Origin of the sequence: Metamycoplasma cloacale, from assembly GCF_900660735.1 — a bacterium.
Classification (GTDB): domain Bacteria; phylum Bacillota_I; class Bacilli_A; order Mycoplasmatales; family Metamycoplasmataceae; genus Metamycoplasma; species Metamycoplasma cloacale.
The window spans coordinates 356352-373145 of the sequence record NZ_LR215049.1; the positions used below are offsets into that span (position 1 = coordinate 356352).

General features: G+C 29.0%; 14 protein-coding genes and 8 tRNA genes. 2 read left to right on the forward strand and 20 right to left on the reverse strand.

The window, feature by feature from the left end; all coding sequences use genetic code 4:
• Window positions 1–11 precede the first annotated feature (11 nt).
• The 7 genes from EXC28_RS01555 to EXC28_RS01585 form a co-directional block, all read right to left on the reverse strand.
• Complete coding sequence (locus EXC28_RS01555) at window positions 12–2816, reverse strand: DUF885 family protein (protein ID WP_158524906.1); 2805 nt, start codon at window positions 2814–2816, stop codon at window positions 12–14.
• A gap of 157 nt (window positions 2817–2973) precedes the next feature.
• Window positions 2974–5073 (reverse strand): elongation factor G, encoded by a 2100-nt coding sequence (fusA, locus tag EXC28_RS01560; RefSeq protein ID WP_029330794.1) that lies wholly within the window; start codon window positions 5071–5073, stop codon window positions 2974–2976.
• Window positions 5074–5091: 18 nt separating this feature from the next.
• Window positions 5092–5562, reverse strand: a complete 471-nt coding sequence (rpsG, locus tag EXC28_RS01565; RefSeq protein WP_029330795.1) for a 30S ribosomal protein S7 — start codon at window positions 5560–5562, stop codon at window positions 5092–5094.
• Window positions 5563–5590: 28 nt separating this feature from the next.
• The gene (gene rpsL, locus EXC28_RS01570) at window positions 5591–6004 is read right to left on the reverse strand and encodes a 30S ribosomal protein S12 (protein WP_029330796.1); all 414 of its coding nucleotides are present in this window, start codon (window positions 6002–6004) and stop codon (window positions 5591–5593) included.
• Window positions 6005–6151: 147 nt separating this feature from the next.
• The gene (locus EXC28_RS05715) at window positions 6152–7306 is read right to left on the reverse strand and encodes a hypothetical protein (RefSeq protein WP_051622624.1); all 1155 of its coding nucleotides are present in this window, start codon (window positions 7304–7306) and stop codon (window positions 6152–6154) included.
• Window positions 7306–8202: a hypothetical protein gene (locus EXC28_RS05720; RefSeq protein WP_029330800.1), complete on the reverse strand. Its 897-nt coding sequence runs from the start codon at window positions 8200–8202 to the stop codon at window positions 7306–7308. The genes EXC28_RS05715 and EXC28_RS05720 overlap by 1 nt, the downstream gene beginning before the upstream one ends.
• 56 nt (window positions 8203–8258) lie before the next feature.
• Window positions 8259–9152: an RluA family pseudouridine synthase gene (locus EXC28_RS01585; protein ID WP_029330802.1), complete on the reverse strand. Its 894-nt coding sequence runs from the start codon at window positions 9150–9152 to the stop codon at window positions 8259–8261.
• 30 nt (window positions 9153–9182) lie between these two features.
• On the opposite strand from EXC28_RS01585, the gene EXC28_RS01590 reads away from it, so the two are divergent.
• Complete coding sequence (locus tag EXC28_RS01590; protein WP_029330804.1) at window positions 9183–9527, forward strand: YigZ family protein; 345 nt, start codon at window positions 9183–9185, stop codon at window positions 9525–9527.
• Here the strand turns inward: EXC28_RS01590 and EXC28_RS01595 are convergent.
• Window positions 9494–10264, reverse strand: a complete 771-nt coding sequence (locus EXC28_RS01595; RefSeq protein WP_051622626.1) for a PQ-loop domain-containing transporter — start codon at window positions 10262–10264, stop codon at window positions 9494–9496. The two genes, EXC28_RS01590 and EXC28_RS01595, sit on opposite strands and share 34 nt — an antisense overlap.
• A 143-nt stretch (window positions 10265–10407) precedes the next feature.
• On the opposite strand from EXC28_RS01595, the gene EXC28_RS01600 reads away from it, so the two are divergent.
• Window positions 10408–11289, forward strand: coding sequence for a hypothetical protein (locus EXC28_RS01600; protein ID WP_029330808.1), 882 nt, complete (start codon window positions 10408–10410; stop codon window positions 11287–11289).
• Here EXC28_RS01600 and EXC28_RS05725 read toward each other — a convergent pair.
• The 12 genes from EXC28_RS05725 to EXC28_RS01660 form a co-directional block, all read right to left on the reverse strand.
• A complete protein-coding gene (locus EXC28_RS05725; RefSeq protein ID WP_029330811.1) occupies window positions 11286–12164 on the reverse strand; it encodes a hypothetical protein in 879 nt (292 codons plus the stop codon). The genes EXC28_RS01600 and EXC28_RS05725 overlap by 4 nt on opposite strands.
• A gap of 125 nt (window positions 12165–12289) precedes the next feature.
• Window positions 12290–12365: transfer RNA gene (locus tag EXC28_RS01610), tRNA-Phe, on the reverse strand.
• 5 nt (window positions 12366–12370) lie between these two features.
• Window positions 12371–12447 (reverse strand) — tRNA-Asp (locus tag EXC28_RS01615).
• A 1-nt stretch (window position 12448) separates the two neighbouring features.
• Window positions 12449–12524: transfer RNA gene (locus EXC28_RS01620), tRNA-Met, on the reverse strand.
• 3 nt (window positions 12525–12527) lie between these two features.
• A tRNA-Ser gene (locus EXC28_RS01625) sits at window positions 12528–12617 on the reverse strand.
• Window position 12618: 1 nt separating this feature from the next.
• Window positions 12619–12694, reverse strand: a tRNA-Ile gene (locus EXC28_RS01630).
• A 32-nt stretch (window positions 12695–12726) separates the two neighbouring features.
• Window positions 12727–12803, reverse strand: a tRNA-Met gene (locus tag EXC28_RS01635).
• 4 nt (window positions 12804–12807) lie between these two features.
• Window positions 12808–12884: transfer RNA gene (locus EXC28_RS01640), tRNA-Ala, on the reverse strand.
• 5 nt (window positions 12885–12889) lie between these two features.
• Window positions 12890–12966: transfer RNA gene (locus EXC28_RS01645), tRNA-Pro, on the reverse strand.
• A gap of 64 nt (window positions 12967–13030) precedes the next feature.
• On the reverse strand, window positions 13031–14317 hold the full coding sequence (gene obgE, locus EXC28_RS01650) for a GTPase ObgE (protein ID WP_029330813.1): 1287 nt from the start codon (window positions 14315–14317) through the stop codon (window positions 13031–13033).
• 51 nt (window positions 14318–14368) lie between these two features.
• Window positions 14369–15913 (reverse strand): methionine--tRNA ligase, encoded by a 1545-nt coding sequence (gene metG, locus EXC28_RS01655; protein WP_029330815.1) that lies wholly within the window; start codon window positions 15911–15913, stop codon window positions 14369–14371.
• Window positions 15906–16691, reverse strand: a complete 786-nt coding sequence (locus tag EXC28_RS01660; RefSeq protein ID WP_029330817.1) for a tRNA1(Val) (adenine(37)-N6)-methyltransferase — start codon at window positions 16689–16691, stop codon at window positions 15906–15908. The genes metG and EXC28_RS01660 overlap by 8 nt, the downstream gene beginning before the upstream one ends.
• Window positions 16692–16794: the final 103 nt, after the last annotated feature.

Sequence of the window (16794 nt, forward strand, 5' to 3'; positions counted from 1 at the left end):
ATGTTTAAGTTTTATTTTATATTATATTCGTTTTTAATTACTTCTTCAAGTGCACTCATTGGTAGACCGCCGTTTCTTAAGAACATATCATATAGTTTCTTAATATGAACATGTTTTACATCACCTTCTGATGCATTAACGAATGCTTCACGGCTTAAGCCTAAATGATTTTGCACTTTCTTATATAGATCTAACATAACTTTCTTACCTGAGTTATAAGCTGTTGCTTGAGCTGGTAATGATAGATATCTTCTTGATTCTGATGTAATATCACCAATACCTAAAGCTGAATTAGCTGTCATAAATGATCTAGCTTGAGAGATTGAATGACCAGTAATTAAATCATCGTGACCTTTAACACTTGGACTGTGGTATGAAGTATCCAATGCTAATCTCATATTTCTTAATTGAGCTTCATTCAATGCTCCAAAGTATTGAAGCATATTAGCTAATTTAGCGGCATCTCTTGTATGTTGTTTATCATCACTATAACTTCTTACAGATGCAACTTTTTGTCAATATACTCCGCCATGTAATTCTTTCATTTGTTTAATAATATCTTCAGTAATTGCACTATCTTCGGTTGATGTAATAAAGCTTGTAATACCTTTTGATAATGAGAAATCAATTGGCATTGCATAGTAATCATTATCTTTATTATTATAATCAGGAGTTCCGTAGAATCCAGCTTCAATACCAAATCATTCCATAAATAGCGCTCAACCTTCGGCATATGCTGTATATCCAAAGATGTCACCCAATTTCAAACCGTCAATTGTAGCTAAATTATATTTAGCATATTGAATTTGGTTATGGTGACCCATCATTGATTCGTGGTTAGCAAATGATGTAACTGATCATTTTGGTAATGAATAATATGGATCAACATTAAAGAAGAAATTAGATACAGAACCTTCATATGCTCCTACACCTTCATTTGCTCTTCTACTAAATTTATATGTATCAATTCCATAATCAGGAACTTCTTTAGGGAAATATGAAGCACCATATTTTTGGGTTGTAGCTTTAAATTGTTTATAAGCTTTAAATGCTTCTAGAGCTCCATAGTAGAATTGTTCATTAGTAATGCTTCCATATTCTTCGTTTTTATTTGAATCGGCAAATAAATGGTCATAATCTAATTTAGTTAAATGATCTCTTGAATCCTTTAGATTTGGATCTTCTTTTAAAGATCTCTTTAATTCATCTGTGTAATAACTTGATTCCTCTCTACCAAAGAAGAAATCTTCGGCATTTAATCATTTATTAAATTCAGGTAAATTAATTTCACCTTGTGCATTTCTAATATGCAATTTTATTTCTTTAGCAGGTTTTTCACCAATACCATCTTCATCATATTTAATGGTTGGTGTTCATTCTGTATTATCATTACCTGTGATTAATTTTGCAACTTCAGTTGCTATTTTTTGCATATTATTAGCTGCATCTTTAGATGATTTATACCCTTCTTCATAAATTTCTTGAGGAGTTAAGTTTGAAGTTGTAACCATTTTTAGGTATTGTTTATATAGATCATCGCCAGTTAAACCACCTGGTTTACCAGGCATAAATCCAATACCTACTTTTGTTTCATTTAAATCTTTTTGTGTATATCCTAATCCATATATTTTTTTATATGTATTATCAACATTAACTTCAATTGTATCTTCTAGCTCATTAACATCATTGGTTTTTGATAACACAAATTCAGTTAGATTTTCACCAAATCCATAACTTGATGCTTTGTAATATTCAGTAATATAAAAATCATAAAATTCATCAATTGCTTGTTTTGCGGCTCATTCAGCTTCGTCTGTATCAGCAGGTTTAACGGCATTTGATTTATAAGCAATTAAATCTTTTAATTTAATTGAATTAGCTTCTGATTTATAGAAATTGGCTAATCTATCTGCATAATATTCTTTAACAAAAGCATTTATATTTGACTTAATTCAAACTTTTGAAGGAACCAACCCTAATTCAATTGCTTCTTTTAAAGTTGCTTTTCATTGTTTAAATACTTTAGCGCCAGAATCGGGATCAGCAACAATTGAACCATAAAATCCATTTGCTGCATATGTATCACTTGGCCCTCAATTAAATGTACTTAATAAGTATCTTAAACCTTTATCGTGATTTCCTTTTTCAATTTCTCAATTGAATTTTAGTCCATTTGCTCATGCAATTGAATCACTTGTCAAATTAACTTTTTTAATTTCGTTAATCCGATTAATAAATTTATCAATTTCAGTAACCATTTTTTTATCGTCATCCGCAGTTGGGGCGGCGTTAGTAGGATTTAATCCTAATTTGTCCAATTCTTTTGAATATAAATCCTTTAATAAAATAATATATTCAGCAGTAAATTTCTTATCTTTTTCGCTGCCTTCTTCTGATGAAGCAATTATTTGTAATTCATTAATTTTTAAATTATTTAAACGCTCAATTTCTTCAAGGTTCTTATTTAAAATTGTAGTTTGATTTTGAATTTCGCTATTAATAGCTTCAATTTTTTTATTTATTTCTGCGATTTTAGATGATTTTTCGGTTTCGCCCATCGTAGAATTTTCATTTAATTTAGTTAATTCTTCATTCAATTTGGTAATTTCTTCATTTTTTTTAGAAATTACTTCTTCCATTGATTCAACTTGCTTTTTAATTGGAGTAAGTTGTTTATTATATGATTCTACTTTTTCGTATGATTTATTGATATTTGGTTTTGGCTCACCACATTTAGTTGACATTAAGGTAGTTGCACCAAATAGTGGTGTCATCCCAGCCATAACACTTCATAGAATTTTGCTTTTTTTAGTCATGTTACTCCTATGTTTTTTAAAAAATATCTGCTGTATTTTACATAACAACATTATTTATATTTTATTACTTTTCTATATCTATTTATATTAAAACAATAAATGTATTTTTATATAAATGCAGATAAAAAAAACCAAGTATGCAACTTGGTTTTAATAATTATTCATCGTCATCAACTTTTGAACCACCACGTTTTTTAATAATTTCATCAGCTAAATTACGTGGTAATTTTTCATAGTGATCAAATCACATTTGGTATGTTCCTCTACCGGTTGTCATTGATCTTAATTCAGTTGCATAACCAAACATTTCACTCAATGGAACATATGCCTTAATAACATGTGCACCATCATTTCTAGTTTCGTTATCTCTAACTTGTCCCCTTCTTCTTGAGATATCTCCCATAACATCTCCAAAGAAGTCTTCAGGAACAACAACTGCAACGTCCATAATTGGTTCAAGTAAAACAGTGCCTAATAATTCTTTACCTTTAGTCAATGATTTAGAAGCAGCAATTTTATATGCTAATTCAGAACTATCTACTTCATGGTATGAACCATCAAATAATGTAGCTTTAATGTCAATCATTGGATATCCAGCTAAAATACCAATATCCATTTTTTCTCTTAAACCTTTTTCAATTGATTTAATGTATTCTTTAGGAATTTTTCCACCAACGATTTTATCAATAAATTCAAAACCACCATCTGGGTTTGGTTCATATTTAATTCAAACGTGACCATATTGACCTTTACCACCTGATTGTTTCTTGTGAATACCTTCAACTTCAGCTGATTTAGTAATAGTTTCACGGTATGAAACTTGAGGAGCTCCAACTCTAACTTCCACTTTGAATTCTCTTTTTAGACGGTCTACAATGATATCTAGGTGTAATTCACCCATACCAGCGATAATTGTTTGACCTGTTTCTTCGTCTGTGTAGTATTTAAATGTTGGGTCTTCTGCTGATAATCTTTGCAATGCTAGAGATAATTTTTCTGAAGCATCTTTGGTAGCTGGTTCAACAGCTTGTGAAATAACTGGTTCAGGGAAATTCATATTTTCTAATGTAATTTCTTTGTATTTTTCATCAATTAGAGTATCTCCTGTTGTTGTACTTTTTAGTCCAACAGCAGCAGCAATATCACCTGATCTAACTTCATCAATATCAGTTCTTGAGTTAGCATGCATTAATAGAATACGTCCAATTCTTTCTTTAACTTGTTTAGTTGAGTTCATTACATAAGAACCTTTATTTAGAACTCCTGAATAAACTCTAAAGAATGTTAAGTTACCAACGTATTGGTCGTTCATAACTTTAAATGCTAATGCAGAGAAGAATTCATCATCTGAAGCAGGAATGTGAATTTCTTCAGCTGATTCTCCTTTATATGCTTTCATAGCTGGAATGTCAACTGGGCTAGGTAGATAGTCAACAACAGCGTTTAACATTAATTTAACACCTTTGTTTTTAAATGATGTTCCACAAACAACTGGATAGAATGTAGCTGTTAATGTAGCTTTTCTGATAGCTTGTTTTAACATAGCAGGTGTTACTTCACCTTCTTCTAATAAAACAGCCATTAAATCTTCATCAAAATCAGCAACAGCTTCAGCTAATGACATACGCATTAGTTGTGCTTCTTCTAATAAATCTTTAGGAATTTCAATTTCTAATGCATTTTCATCTTCTTTTCCGTCATATTCATAAGCTTTCATTTCAACTAAATCAATAATTCCGTTAAATGATGATTCAGCACCGATATTTAATTGAATAGCGTGAGCATTTGCTCCTAATAATCTTCTAAGAGACTCAACAGAAGCTTTAAAGTTTGCTCCAGCTTTATCCATTTTATTTACATAAACAATTCTTGGTACACGGTAGTTAGATGCTTGTCTTCAAACTGTTTCAGTTTGTGGTTCAACCCCGCTTTGTGCATCTAAAACGGTTACAGCACCATCTAATACTCTAAGTGAACGTTCAACCTCAATTGTAAAGTCAACGTGTCCTGGTGTATCGATAATGTTTAATCTTTTTCCTAATCAATAAGCAGTTGTAGCTGCAGAGGTAATTGTAATACCTCTTTCTTGTTCTTGAACCATTCAGTCCATTTGGCTAGCACCATCATGTGTTTCACCAATTTTATGAATTTTTCCTGTGTGGTATAAAACTCTTTCTGTAGTTGTTGTTTTACCAGCATCAATATGCGCCATAATACCGATATTACGGTAATCTTCAATATTATATTCTCTTGCCATAATTAAGTTCCGACCTTACTATCATCTAAAGTGAGCAAATGCTTTGTTTGATTCAGCCATCTTGTGGGTATCTTCACGTTTCTTAATTGCACCACCCATTTTGTTTGATGCATCAATAATTTCATTTGCCAATTTTTCATCCATAGTTTTTTCGTTTCTTAATCTTGCATATTGAATAAGTCATCTTAGTGCTAATGTTTGTTTTCTTTTTGCACTAACTTCACAAGGAACTTGGTAGTTTGATCCACCAACTCTTCTTGATCTTACTTCTAATTGTGGACTAATGTTTTCAAGTGCCACGTTAAATACTTCAATTCCTTCTTTTCCGGTTTTGGTTTTAATAATTTCAAATGCGTTGTATAAAATTGATTCAGCGATAGATTTCTTACCATCTAACATAATTGTGTTAATTAGTTTGGTAATAATTTTTGAGTTAAAAACTGGATCTGCAAGTACGTCTCTAACAGGTGCTTTGTGTTTTCTTGACATATATTATTTTCCTTTCTAATTAATTGAATTATGCTTTTGGTCTTTTTGTTCCGTATACAGAACGACCTTGTTTTCTGTTTGCAACTCCCGCTGCATCTTGTGTACCACGCACGATTGTGTATCTTACCCCTGGTAAGTCTTTAACTTTACCACCACGGATTAAAACAACTGAGTGTTCTTGTAAGTTGTGTCCTTCACCTGGAATATAAGCAGTAACTTCTTGACCGTTTGATAATCTAACACGGGCATATTTACGAATAGCTGAGTTAGGTTTTTTAGGGGTCATTGTCGCAACCCTAGTACATACACCACGTTTAAATGGGCTAGGGATACGATTTTCTTTCTTTTGTAAAGAGTTATACATCATACCTAAAGCAGGCGCTTTAGATTTTGTTGTCTTGTCTTTACGGCCTTTTGTAATTAGTTGGCTAATTGTAGGCATATTTGTATCCTTTCATTTTAATGTTTTAATATTTTATGTTTGGTATTTTGCAATTTCTAAAATACGTATAATATTATACAACAACATACCCGGTGTATTACATTTTTTTTATAAAAAAATTACCGCTTGTTTTAAGCGATAATTTCACTATTTTGTAGAATAAAACTTTTTAATTAATAAATCTTTGTAATAGATAATGAAGTTTTTGTAAGAAAGCTCTAAAGAAGTTTGCCCATTATCAATTGAATAGATTACGTAGCTATTTGGATTATAGAATAGATCTTCTATGTCTGAATCACGGTATGTCAATCAGCTATTTCTTTGAACATTAGCATGTAATGGATCTTCGTTTCTAATTGTATATAGATATTCTTCATATCTTTTTTGTATCTCTTCTTTAGAAAGTGATTTTTCCAATTTATTCGCTTCTTTAATAATTGTTACTTTGCGATCTGCTCTTTCCATTCAAATAATTTCTTTTTCAAGTTTAGTTAATTCAGTATCGCTTTTTTGTTCAACAACTTCTTTGGTTTCGTTTTCTTGATTTTCAATTTTTTCAATATTTTGTTTTTCGCTTTTTTCCATTGCTTCAAGTGATTCAAGAAATAGATTGATTTTAAAAATTTGATCTAAATAAGTTAAATATTGTTTTTCTAATTTTTGTTCTTGTAAATGATTATATTGATAGATAAATTTAGCAATAACTTTAGTACCAAGTGGGTTCTCAGCTTTGATTTTTTCAATATCTAATTTAATCAATTCTGGATGATCATAGTTGTTAATATTTAAACTATTTTTAATTGCTTTTAATTCAGCTTCTAGATCTTTTTTATGATGATATTGTGCATCTTTAAAACCGTTAATGAATAAAATAATATAACTGATTCAGAAAATAATTAATAATAATAGTCCAATGGCAATAGAACCATAAAATCCAGAAAGCGCCGCAGATGATAATGGTTTTTCGTATTTTTTAGCTAAATATATAATTCCAAATAACACAACAGTTATTGATAAAACGTTAATAATGATAATGTTTAATATCGCACTGCTTTTTCAGTTAAATCCTTGAACATATCTAGTCACTAATTCGTGTTTCAAAGTAGATTTTGTTTTGTCAATACTACGTTTGAAATTAATGATTCATTTTACAATTAAATATGAAGCAATCATTACAAATAGAGCAATCAATGCAAAAGTTGTGTAAGGAATAGAGCTTGTTTGTTCAGTTGATGGTACAGGTGCAACTGGACTTGGAGCTGGTTGAGTTGTACTATCGGTAGTCGTGTTAAGATAGATCATTATTTCTCACCTTTATTATCTTGATCATCTTTTGGTTTGTTATCTGAATTTTCTTTAAATACAACTGCGATTTTTTCAATTAATTCCTTACGATTTAATTCTTCATAACCATAAATATTTAATTTTGAAGCTAATGTCTTTAATTGATCATCATTTAAATCTTGCAATTTTTGTTTGAAATCAATTGTTGTTGAATTGTTTTCAACTTTTTCATTTTTATCAGCCAAGATAACAGTATCTTCTTGTTCTTCTGATTTTGCATTTTCTGTTTGGAAACTAAAACCGTTTGATGAGCCAAAGAATTGATCAAACATTGGGTTTTCTTCTTTCATTCTTAAAAAGAAAAGAATTTGTTTTGATTTTCTGATATAACCTTTAGTTTTAATTGTTCATAATACAAAGAAAGCAAAATAAATAATTGTACTTGTAAATCCTAAAATATTGGTTGTTCAACCTAAATATGGAATTCAGTATATAAAATTCATTGCAAAGTTAATAATAGAAATAATTGAAACAATATCTACAATGATCAATAAAAGAAATGAAAATCTAGACAATGACTTACTTTTAGAAGCTACTGATAAACTTGTGATCATTCATATAAATAATCCTAGATAAAAACAGGCAGTAATTGACTTAACAATGATAAATGATTTCCGCAATGAAAGTCAAGTTGCTTCTGTATTTCCTTGAATTTCTAAATGACGGAAGTGATAAACTGTTTCATGAGCAACGAATTCAACAATACCTGCAACATATAATATTAAAGAAATTACAAAAATAACTATTGGAAGAAGGAATCAAAGAATGATTGATTTTTTATGTTCGTCATAAAATTCTGATTCGCTTTTATAGTTTCTTGGATCAAATTGTGATCCACTTAAATTTTCTTGCATATAACCTCCTTCGTTTAAAATTATAAATTAATTTAATTATCCTAATGGATAATTGATTAATTTTCGTTAATTTCTTTTTCCATAATATCAGGCAATGGAATTTCGAAATGTTGAGCAATTCCTTTATTATCAATAAAATCTAGTTCCTTTGCATGTAATCTTTGATTAAATTCATCAATACTTTTGTTGTATATTGGATCACCATAAACTGGGTGATTGATATATTTTAGATGAACTCTAATTTGATGTGTTCTTCCTGTTTTTAAATTACATTTAATTACAGTTTTATTTTGATTGTTAATTTTGATATATTTTAAAACTTCAATCATCGTAAAGGCGTGTTTTGAATTTTTATCAGTTACTGTATATTTTTGACGATTTTTAGGATCTCTACCAATTGGAAGATCTAAATGCATAATTTTATTTTCGATAACTCCGTCAACAATTGCATAATAAGTACGTTTGATTTCGTGATTTTTTAACAAATTAGCAAAGTAATTATGTGTATCGTTGTTTTTAGCAATTATTAAAAGTCCTGATGTGTCTTTGTCAATTCTATGAATAATTCCTAATCTCAATAAACCATTAACATTGCTTAAATTGTTTTTAAAGTGATACATTAAAGCATTTACTAATGTACTACTTTTATGGCCAGGTGCTGGATGAACTACCATACCTGATGGTTTATTAATAATTAAATAATCTTCATTTTCATAAACAATATCTAATTTAATTTCTTCAGGTTCAATATTGGTTTGTTTTTCAATCATTTTAATGACTTCAATAACGTCAAATTCCTTAACAACATATTTGTTTTTGTTAATCTTTACGCCATTAACAAAAACTGCCCCTTCTGATATTAATGATTGAATATCATTTCGGCTAATTTCGCTATTGTTTGCAATATATTTATCGATTCTTTCTGAATATTTAACTTCAATTTTTAACATAGTGTTAATTATAACAATATAATTATTAAAATGGCTATTTATGAAATTAAAAAATCAAAATTTATTAGTTATCTTTTTAATATCAATTCCAAAGAAGAAGCTAAAGAAATCTTAAACAATTTAAGAAAAGAACATCCCAAAGCTAAACATATTGTTTATGCTTATTTAATTAACAACGATTTAGAAATTTCAAATGGTTATACTGACGATCGCGAACCTAAAGGGGTTGCGGGAATTCCTTTATATAAATTACTAGAAAATAAAAATCTAACAAATAAAGGAATCTTTATTGTTAGATATTTCGGTGGGATTGAATTAGGAAAGAGTAATTTATTAAGAGCTTATTTAACTTCTGCTAAATTGGTTCTTGAATAATCTTCCTGATTTTTTCTTTTTACCGATTTAATTCAGCAAACAGTTGCTATAAATTGTGTTCCAAAGATAATTGTTGAAATAATTTGTCATGCTAGACCACCAATAGCAGCTTTATCACCAATCATTGCGATTAATAAACTGAAGTTTAAAATTCAGAATGTGTTATTGATGATATATAGCAATGGCATGTAAGGTGTTATTCCACTAAAATCTTTATTTTTGAAGTTTTGAATAATTTGAGGTAAGAAAGCAAATGTAGTAAATGATGGAGCAATAAATCCAAAAATTAATGTTCCATTTTCACCAAAGTTTGGATCAAAGTAAATATCTGAACCATTTGCGTCTACACCAATTTTAAATACTTTATATACTCTAAAGATAAATATTAATAGGAATGCAATTGAAGCTAGAATAACTAAAATAATTGGAATTAAAACTTTTCTTTTGGTAGCTAATTGCACTTTTTTGTGATAGTAATACACAAAATACATTGTCATTGAATAGAAGAAAATACATATAAAGTTAGCAATGAAAATGTATGGTTTGTCACCTATATTTCCTGATTGAAATGTTCCAAATATGATTCATACAAGTAACCCTAAATAAAACACTCAAAATGATATAAAGTTAACATCTCCGGTTTCTTTTTTCTTTAATTGATGAATTAATTGAGGTAATCCTAAGCCAACGGTACAAACTGAGGCTAGAATACCGAATACTGTAATAGCGGTTATCATAATGTTTAATATTATATATTAACCTATAAAAAATAACTAAATAAAAGCGAAAAAACAGAACTTATTTTCCTATAACTTTCTTTAATATCAGATTTAATTAAATTATTAGATATAATAAATTTAAATATAAAGGATAAATTTAAATGAACGTTGATAAAAGTATAAGAATTTTAGAGTATATATGTTGCGATGAATACTATTCATTAGATGAAGAAAAGAAATTAAAAATTGTAAATGATTTTATTAAAATCAATGATGCAAATAAACCTGTAAATTATCGTAATTTAACAAAAAATGAAGTAATTAATTTATTTGATAAATTAAATCCAATGTTGAAAAATTTAATAAACGATCATTTCTTAAATATCAAGAATATAAAAATTTTCAAAAATAAAAATAACAATCAATTAGACGCAGATGCATATGTTTCTTTTACTGACGAAAATGGCATTTCTAAAATAGTTAATTTAGAAATGAAATTTGGTTCCGAGACATTAGCAAATATTGGTAATAAAAAAATGAATACATTATTTAATAATGATGAAATGTCATTTAATTTCAAAGAAATGAACAAAACAATAATAAATTATCAAAGAAAATGTATAAATGAAGGAATAACAAACGAAGATGATTTGTTAAACAATTTACAAACAGTTATTGATCAATTGGTTCAAATGATGAAATTATCAAAACTAAAAGTAAATAATAAGGAGTTAAATAAACTATTAATCTCTAGTGGCAATCGTGAAAATATTAACGTTCCAACAATTAAATGTTTAATTACACCTAAATGCATTGAATATAAAGAATTATTAAATACCATTGATAATTGAGAAATAGAAAATATCGGTTCCAACGAAGCTAAACAAAGAATAACAATTATCTTGCGGAATAAAAATTTAAAATTGAAATTCCTACTAAATTGAAAAAATAATTATGAATGACCTAAAAATTCAGGAAAAAAATATTCAGCTAAAACTGGTGGAACCACTTCTAGCTGAAATGTCTGAATGTATATCGACTAAACTGTTGATATATTTTTTTTAATTTCAATATATTCTTTTACTAAATCTGTATTAGAAAATCCTTTAACAACTGTATTAGAATTTGCTAATTTATCAAAATCAATATGTTTAAAAACTTCATTTGCAATGGGGTTATTGATTTTTATAAACAAATATTGGCGATTAGTAATTAATTCTGATTCATTCAATATTTTTTTATTGTAATCATAATAACCTTGTCTATGAACTGCAAAATCTCAATCATATGTTTGTTTATCAAAATATTTCAATGTTTCTTTTGTATTATTGTGAATATACAAAGAGAAATCTGAATGTTTATTTTGTGGTGCTTCTTTAATTCTTAAATCATCAAATTTGTTATCTCTATCTCTAACTCATATTTGCAAAAAAGAATTTACGTTATAAGGTTTGTTATTTAATAAAAAAGAATTGTAAGGTAAATTATCACTTGAATAAATCAATTTTAGTTCAGGATTGATTTGTTTTTGAACATTTCATCTTTTAAATTGAATTGGCAAAACAAAACAAATAACATCACTAAATTCCGCTGAATGATTAATAAAATCAACTGCTAAAGTAGCTCTATTACCGAATGGTGGGTTTCCAATAACTATATTGTTTGGTGAATATAATAAATTTGTTTTTAAAAAATCTTGTTCATTTACTAGTGGGTGATTTTTTTCAATATCAAATGCAATAAAATCGTTTTCTGGTAAATATCTTTGAAATCCGTCAATAAACTTCCCATCACCAGCAGAAGGCTCAATAATATATGAATTTTTATTAATTAAATTTAGATCGATGATTTTATTTAAGAAAATATCAACGATTAAAGGAGATGTATAAAATTGATCTAATTTAGATTTTATAGACATTTTGTTTCCTCCTTTTTTATATTAATATTATATTAAATAATATTAAATTCAATAATAAACCTTTTTATTATTTCTTGTCAAAAAAATATAAAAAAAAGACCCATAGGTCTTGATCATTTCTGAAATGGTGGCTCCGGCAGGAATCGAACCAGCGACACACGGAGCTTCAGTCCGTTGCTCTACCAACTGAGCTACAGAGCCAATAATGGCGGTCCAGACGGGAATTGAACCCGCGATCTCTTCCGTGACAGGGAAGCGTATTAAACCACTTTACCACTGGACCGTGGTTGCGGAGATTGGATTTGAACCAATGACCTTTGGGTTATGAGCCCAACGAGCTGCCGACTGCTCTACTCCGCTATATGGCGGGCAATGAGGGATTCGAACCCCCGAGGGCCGTGAAGCCCTGACAGTTTTCAAGACTGCTCCCTTCAGCCGCTTGGGTAATTGCCCGTGGTGGACCCAACAGGACTCGAACCTGTAACCGACCGGTTATGAGCCGGTTGCTCTAACCATTGAGCTATGGGTCCGATCTTTATGTAAGCTCGTTGGGCTTGTCATATGGTAGCACCGAAGAGAGTCGAACTCTTGACCTTCCGGGTATGAACCGGACGCTCTAACCAACTGAGCTACAGTGCCATAATGGTGGAGAGGAAGGGACTCGAACCCTCTACCTCCTGCGTGCAAGGCAGGCGCTCTGGCCAGGTGAGCTACCCCCCCATAAATGGTGAAGAAGACAGGATTTGAACCTGCGACCACTTGGTCCCAAACCAAGCGCTCTGCCAAGCTGAGCTACTTCTCCACGACGCATTTTTCGTTGTAATGCGTTATTAATTATAAAGAAAAAAAATCTTTTTTAACAAAAATTAATATTTTTCTTGTTGAAAATCTTCCTCGTTTCAACTAAATTCGTAATCTTTAATTCTTATAGTGTCGCCGTTTTTAACATTATGACTTCTAATTAAATCATGAACACCTAATGAACTTAATTTTTTATTTAATCTTCATAAGTTATCTAATGAAACTAATGGAATTCTTTCGTATGCTTCAATTACTTCTTCACCAGTGATTTCTCATGTATTTTCATTTAAACGATGAATTTTAATTGGATCTTTTTTCATTGATACAACAACAACATCTTCATTTTGTTCAACTAAACTTACATTTTGACGAACTTTATCTAAAGCATTTCAAAGAGCGTTTTTAATAACGTCAATATTTTCATTATATAGTGCTGAATATGGAATTAATTTAACCTTTTTAAATTTCTTTTTAAATTCACTTAAGTGTTGTTCAAAAGATGGTAGATCTGATTTGTTTGCAATCACAACTTGTGGAAGTTGTTCAAGTTTTAGATTATATGATTTAAGTTCGTTATTAATAACTTCATAATCTTCAATTGGATTTTTATTCTCTGAACCAAAATCTATAATATGGGCAATGACCTTACATCTTTCAATGTGTTTTAAAAACTGAATACCCAAACCCTTACCTTCTGAGGCTTTTTCAATTAAACCAGGTAAATCAGCCACAACAAATGACTTATCGTAATATTGTACCATTCCTAATTGTGGAACTAATGTTGTAAAATCATAATCTGCGATTTTTGGTTTTGCATTACTAATTAATGAAAGAATGGTACTTTTTCCAGCAGATGGTTTTCCAACGAATCCAATATCAGCTAAAACCTTAAGCACTAAATGTAACTCATGTTTTTCACCACTTAATCCATTTTCGCAAATTCTTGGAGCTGTGTTTCTTGATGATTTAAATTTCAAATTACCACGACCACCTTTACCACCTTTTGCGATTAAATATAGTTGATCATCAATCACATCGGCAATTAATTTATTTTCTTTGTCATAAACCATTGTTCCGAAAGGCACTTTAACAATTAAATCTTCAGCGTTTGCTCCATATGCGTTTTTTGGTTTTCCGTTTTCACCATCTTTGGCAACGATTTTATTTTGATAGTAAAACTGTAATAGAGTATTTTCACCTGCATCGCCTTTAAAGAACACAGATCCTCCATTACCACCGTCGCCACCATCTGGGCCACCTTTATCTACGTGTGCTTCACGACGGAAACTAATAATTCCGTTTCCGCCTTTTCCTGCTTGCACAAAAATATTAACTTCATCAATAAATCTCATAATTAACTAATTTTACCAAAAAGATGTATAAAAAAATCTAGGTAACTAGATTTATTTAATTCTTGGGAATAATATTTCTTTAACATCAACTTTTACATTGTCAAACTTTGTAAAATCAAAGAGTTTTGTTTCAGAAAATTCATTAATGTTTAGAAATTCATTAATCTTTCTTGTTTTTTGTTTTAAAACAGGGTTTAACATGTAGTTAACTGCATAAATTCCGTTTAACAATGTATTTAATACGACATTTAAGCGTTCTGGGTTTTCTTTTAATTTTCAAGGTTCTGTACGATCGATATATTCATTTAATTTAGAACTAAATTGAATAGCTTTTTTAAAGGCTTTATCAGCATTAAATTCATTGAAATGTAATTTATATTCATCGTAATTTTCTTTTAAAAGTGTATAAATTTCGCAATCAATTGATGTTAATTGGCTTGCTATATAAGTTGTTCCATTTTCAAATGATTGATTTACCATTTTAGCAACTCTATTCAATAGATTACCAAAGTTATTTGCTAGATCGGCATTTAATACATTAATCAATAGATCTTCACTAAATGAGAAATCATTATTAATATTTACTTGTGAACTAAAGAAATACTTAATTTCTTCTGCGCCATATTTTTCAATCAAAGGCAATGGTTCAATTACGTTTCCTTTTGATTTAGACATTTTACCCTCTGGAGTAATAATTCATGAATGAATTACTTCTTTAGTTGGCAGATTAATATCTAATGATTTTAAAAAGATTGGTCAATATATGGCATGAAAACGAGAAATTTCTTTAGCTAACACATGGACTCTTTCATCCCCATTTTTTCAGAATTTTAAATAATTGTCGTCATTATCTGAATATATATTTAAAGCAGTTAGGTAGTTAAATAATGCATCTAATCAAACATATATTACATGTTGAGGGGTTTGATTTTTTAACACCTTAATTCCTCAATCAAAAGCAATTCTAGTAACTGATAGATCAGATAATCCTTGATTAATGAAGTTGTTCATTAATTCTTTTTTAGTAGCATCATTTGTTAAAAAATCACTATTTGTTTCAAAAAATTCTTTAATTCAAGGAGTGAATTTTTCCATATTAAAGAAATAACTTTCTTCACTTACTTCTTGTAATAAATGTTTGGAAGTTGGATGATAATATTGATTATCAATTAATAAAGCTTGGGTTTTAGTAAAAAACTCTTCGTCTTCAACTGAATAAAGTCCCTCATAAGCGCCTTTATAAATCAATCCCTTTTCCAACATTTTATTAAATATTAATTCAATAGTTTGAGTATGTTGTAATGAAGTTGTTCTTGAGAAAAAATCATAATCAATATCAAGTTTTTTTCATAGATCAATGAATTTTTGGCATTGCATATCAACATATGTTTGGGGATCTAAATTATTTTCAATCGCTTTTTTTAGTATCTTTTGACCATGTTCATCAATTCCTGTTACGAAAAATGTATCGTAATTTTGATTAGCTTTATAGTTTTTATAAACTCATGCTAAGGTTGTAGTTAATAGATGACCGATATGTAAATTACCGCTTGGGTAATAAATTGGAGTTGAAATGTAAAATGTTTTTTTATTCATGATCTACCTTTCTTGGACTATATAATACTTTTGTTTCACTACGATATTCGTGATTATTTTTATCATCATAATGCAGATATATATTCTTTTCAAAAAATGTTCCTCAACCGGCATTGAAACGACTTTCTACTAAACAAAATTTTGGAAGTGAATCTACACGTGTATAAATTAGTTGAACTCTTTTAGGTTCAAAATTATATTTTCTTAATAAACAGATTAAATCAATGTATCTAGCCATTGGAAGAACAATAGATAGATAACCTTTTTGTTCAATAATCCGTGATGAACCTTGAATTAATTGCTCTAGATTCAACATAATTTCATGTGTAGCTATTTTCTGTGCTTCTGTTGTTGCAATTCTATCAAGGTTAAAGTTTTCATTGTAATAAGGAGGATTAGCAACAATCATTGAATATTTCTTTGCTAAATTATTACCACATTTAAAAGCATATTCATTGCAATATTGATTAAAATCTGCGTGAATAACATTAATTTGTTCATCTAATTTATTAAGTGAAACATTCTTTTTAGCCAATTCAACTGCTCTTTTTTGAATTTCAATGGCATCAATATGAATATTTTTTGAACGACTAGCAATGAAAATTGATAAAGCTCCGTTATTAGTGCCAACCTCAAGAATATTTGAAACCTTGCGGTTAATAGAAACAAAATTACCTAACATAATGGTATCAACTGAATAATTAAACATTGATTTGTCTTGATATACAAACAAATCACCGGAAAAACCTAAATTATTTTTAATTATTTTTTGATCCATAATTTATAAATTATAAATTAAATTTAGATAAATCAATTAAATCGTAATACTGAATTCTAAATTATTTAAACAAAACTCAATATAATAATTACGAAAGGAAAAA